Source organism: Microvirga sp. HBU67558 (genome assembly GCF_018069605.1).
Taxonomy (GTDB): Bacteria; Pseudomonadota; Alphaproteobacteria; order Rhizobiales; family Beijerinckiaceae; genus Microvirga; species Microvirga terrae.
This window is the reverse complement of record NZ_JAGPUP010000372.1, coordinates 1-4,195: the sequence shown is the minus strand read 5'-3', so window position 1 is coordinate 4,195 and position 4,195 is coordinate 1. Positions and strand designations below refer to the sequence as shown.

Sequence of the window (4,195 nt, the reverse complement as noted above, 5' to 3'; positions counted from 1 at the left end):
GTCTGCACCGTGCGCGTGATGGTCTCGGCCTTCGCCTTGGCCTCGACCACCCGGGCGTTGAAGCCATCGATGTTGCGCACACCGAGCTTCGCCATCTTCTTATAGCGATCCTCCATCTCTCTCACCGCCCACCGCAAGGCAATGATCGCCTTCTTGGGGTCGGTGACCACGGGAGTGAGCAGATGCGGGATGCCGTCATAGACAGAGAGCTCGAGCATCTTGGGATCGACCATGATCAGGCGGCACTGCTCCGGTGTGAAGCGATACAGCAAGGACAGGATCATGGTGTTGATGGCCACCGACTTGCCCGACCCGGTGGTGCCGGCCACCAGCAGGTGGGGCATGCGGGCCAGATCGGCGATGACGGGCTCGCCGCCAATGGTCTTGCCCAGGCACAGGGGCAACTTATGCGTTGAACTCCTGAACTCCTCCGACTCCAGAATTTCGCGCAGGTAAACCGTCTCGCGCTGCTGGTTGGGCAGCTCGACTCCGATGGCGTTGCGGCCTGGAATCACCGCGACACGGGCGGAGACCGCGCTCATGGATCGGGCGATATCTTCCGAGAGCGCAATGACACGGGAAGATTTGACACCTGGAGCGGGCTCGAGCTCGTAGAGCGTGACCACCGGTCCCGGATGCACGTGGATGACCTCGCCCTTCACGCCGAAGTCGCGGATGACCTTTTCCACACGTCCGGCTCTTTCCTCGAGAATATCTTCGGTCAGGACCTCCCCCTCCGGCTGCGGCGTCTGGGCAAGAAGCTCAATGGAAGGAAGCTGATAAGAGGCGTACCCAGAACGTTGGGGCAGCGCAGGAGGGGGCAGCATAACGAACTCCGGCCCGACGGCAGCCTCCTTTATGGAGGCGTCGATCTCCGCATCCTGCCCCGGGATCATCACTGCCTCAGGTAAGACTTCGTGCGCAGCCTCTATTACCTCGACAGCAGCGGCAGCATCCAATTCAAGATGCACTTCCAGCACGTGCTCCGACAACTCACCTGCGACGGCAAGTCTACTCTTGATTGAGGCACTCTCCGGAATGGAAGTGGCCTCCTCGACGATGGCGGCTTCCTCAATCGCTGGAGCGTCCAACGCGTGTCGCAAGGCGACCTTCCCCTTGGCTCTCAACGTGGTCTGGATGCCAGCAATATCCTCTCCGCACAGGGTGAGGTATCCAAGGTCGACTTCCTCTGCCTGATCCTCCTCCACGTCGGAGCTCATGTCCTCGAGGACTTGCGCGACTTCTCCAATACCATCCTCACCAAGCGCGAAGGTCGCGACCTCTTGATCCACGGCATCCAGAACCCCATTCTTGGTTCCGGCGGTTTCAGCTATCTCACAAGCGTCATTGATGCTGATGCAGGTTTGATCACTGGTCTCCCCAGATTGCTGACTTAGTTCCTGCCGCGCCGCCATGCACCCGTCTCGGGATTGCAGCTGCAAGAGATCGGCGGCACCCTCGCCTACTTCCAGTTCCGAATGCTCGTCGAAAGCGATGACCTCGGGCTCCATCACCTCGGAGGTTTCCCGTTCGTCGGCGACTGCGTCAACTGGAGGGATTAGCAGGTGCTTCAGGGAGACGTCGATGCGGTACAGGGCCGACTGGAAGGCCGACGGAACGAACATCGTGGACGGCATGGTGAGGACAGTGATCTGGGGCTCCGGGACGGGTTGGGAAACCCTTTCGACAACCCTAGAGACGAGACTCTGAACATCGGGCGCCTTAGATGTCGAGGGCGGTTCAACTTGTCTCGGAACGTCCGCCATCTCGCGCTGCGCCAAGGAGGGAGCAGCTAGCGGCTGCATGGTTTCTTGCGCCTTCTGGGCGAAGGTCTTGACCGGCGGAGCCTCCATGGCGGCGCGAAGTCTTTCAATGCGCTTGTGGATTTCGTCCTCGGGCCTGTTCAGTACAACTTCGGCCAACCGATCCGCATTTATCAGTTCGCCCGTTGGAAGGTCGAACACGTTCGTTTCCGGTGACTTCCTGATGAACTTGTCGGGGGTGCGCGTGGACCGCACGCCTTGGTCGATCGCGAATGCCTGCCACCAACCAGGCTCGGCTTGGCCCATAGCCAGCCACGGCTCCTCCCAGTTGGTGCTGGTTCCGCTGTTCATACCTTGGAATGGCAAGGCATCACTCTTATGCGATCTCCTTGGAACTCCATCCTCGGTCCGGATTGCGGACGGGAGATAATCGTTCGGCATGGGGATCTTACGCATGGATACTAACAAAGCTCGCAAATGTCGCAGTGGGTCGGCCCGTCACACCCACACTCTGGATGCGGCAGGTAAATACCCAGTTATTGGGACGAGCAACCATGCATTCCCACTATGGCACCTCAAGGAGGAACGCTTTAGTGCCGCACAGACGAAGAGGCGGATGAGGGTGGTGAGAATGCGCACTCAAAACAAAATGCGTGGTGCTGGAGTGCTCTGCTTCTTGGGCTCACGGTTGACGATGTGCTAAACTCCGTACCGAAACGTTAAATCGTCTGCCGACACTGACTCAACCCTTAGACCTTGATCACTGGAATGCGAATAGCTGGGTATCCCTAGCCCGGGTGATAGAATAGTGCACAGCGATACAGTCCTCTCCAGCGCATCCTGCATCAAGCAGTCTGCCAATAGCAATTAACGGCTCAAGTTTGCATTTGATTAACCCTGCGAAGCCAAAGGTCCTATACAGTCTCAATTGCGTCACAAGCTAGACCCATTGCGGAGATGATCTGAGCACACAACGCTCTCCGAGAGTCAGCTAACAATCCGCGGGTAAGAACATGAGCTATGTACGAAATTACGCTCGGGTACAGCTCAGTACAGCAGGAACAGGTCTCCTGGCTGCTACGGCGATCGGCTTTGGTTTATTCGTGTACTCAGTCCTATCCAAGAGTTCTGAAGACCACGCGCTCCAGAGCGAGATTTTAAATCTGCGACAGCAGATTGAGACCGTCACAGCGGAGCGTGATCAACTGGCGAAGGACAATGAACGGAGGATTCTGGCAGGCCAAGATCTGAACACGACACTGAAGCGGATTGAGGCAGCCACCGAAGAACTCCAGCAGTTGGACTCCCTGCGATCAACCGTGAGTCAAGCGATTGAGCAGGCCCGCCTTCAGCTCACTGGACCGTCAGATCAGCCCATTGCGACAACGGAAAGCCGGGCAGCCAGCACGACATCATCAGTTCGCCTTTCTAAGAAGGAGATCCGTGCGGCGCAGGAAGTGCTCGTTGATTTTGGGTACGGAAAACTCAAAGCTGATGGGACACTTGGCCCCTCTACTCGCAAGGCGGTTGAAGCCTTTGAACGAACCAAAGGTCCTCCTGTCACAGGCAAACTGGGAACTGCGACTCTACAGGCTTTGCGAACCCACACGGCCTCGGCAACGCAATAACCCCTCTGCGAGTCTTCTTTCACCCCTTACAACTGGCAGGTAGATTCCTCCAGGAGATACGAGCCACTGCTCTTACTCCCAATAAGTACTCTTTATCGGGAGTAAGCTAAAACCGTTAGCTGGATGACAGCCACTTCAGTGGAACAGGTTGCGCCTTGGCAATTGAGGGGCTACGTCAACCTTCTTGTCCGACGTCTTAGCCTCGGGCTCCGGCGACAGATGCATAATGGCGGCTAGGATCGCAGTCGGCCGGATCTTCAGCCCTTGATCAATCGCTTTCAGCAATTCATCGTCCTTTGCCACGTACTCGAGGACGCCGAGCAGGAACTGCGATGATTGCGCCGAAGCGCGGATGGTCTCAGGCTGAAGGCCAGTCACGTTCAGGAACTGGATGATCCGATCGACATCCGCGACAATGAAATTCAGGACTTGAATAGCTATACTCTCGGCGTCGCCTCGGCCAGTGATGCCTCCGCCCTGAAAGCTCTCTGTCATCTCAACCTCCGCCGTCTCCCACATCTGTCGGCATCTCGATAATCTAGGGACGTCCCCAGACAGTAACGGCTTGAGCCAAGCTGGGAAGGGTACCAGTTCCACCCCGTTCACACGAGTGAGGCTGCCCGGATCGACTGTTTGAAGTTTGCCGAGAGAGATGCTAGGTCCTGGCCCATTCCCCAGCCTTCTCCAGGGCAGGCAGGTCCAGAACGCAGTTTCTTGCCTGGCTCGGAGACCTTATTTGAACGATCAGGATTTGCCAGATGCCCGGCATCGCACGTCAGTTCGAGCCGCAGATCACCCGTACCG

4 protein-coding genes are annotated in these 4,195 nt (G+C 57.5%); 1 reads left to right on the top strand and 3 read right to left on the bottom strand.

Features of this window, described 5'->3' with window-relative positions:
* A partial coding sequence (locus KBI52_RS02120; protein ID WP_256439451.1) for a DNA translocase FtsK occupies positions 1-2,204 on the bottom strand: 2,204 nt, incomplete at its 3' end.
* A 572-nt stretch (positions 2,205-2,776) separates the two neighbouring features.
* Here KBI52_RS02120 and KBI52_RS02115 point away from each other — a divergent pair.
* Positions 2,777-3,391 carry a peptidoglycan-binding domain-containing protein gene (locus tag KBI52_RS02115; RefSeq protein ID WP_210805017.1) on the top strand — a complete coding sequence of 205 codons (615 nt, stop codon included), beginning with the start codon at positions 2,777-2,779 and terminating at the stop codon, positions 3,389-3,391.
* Between the two features lie 135 nt (positions 3,392-3,526).
* Here the strand turns inward: KBI52_RS02115 and KBI52_RS02110 are convergent, their stop codons facing one another.
* Positions 3,527-3,910, bottom strand: coding sequence for a DUF3572 domain-containing protein (locus tag KBI52_RS02110; RefSeq protein ID WP_210805015.1), 384 nt, complete (start codon positions 3,908-3,910; stop codon positions 3,527-3,529).
* 83 nt (positions 3,911-3,993) lie between these two features.
* Positions 3,994-4,195 (bottom strand): hypothetical protein (locus KBI52_RS02105; protein ID WP_210805013.1); only part of this gene is annotated, 202 nt, incomplete at its 5' end.

Excerpts from the sequence above, each read along its gene's own strand:
- KBI52_RS02115 (WP_210805017.1), top strand. The coding sequence starts at position 2,777 with ATGAGCTATGTACGAAATTACGCTCGGGTACAGCTCAGTACAGCAGGA.
- KBI52_RS02110 (WP_210805015.1), bottom strand. The coding sequence starts at position 3,910 with ATGTGGGAGACGGCGGAGGTTGAGATGACAGAGAGCTTTCAGGGCGGA.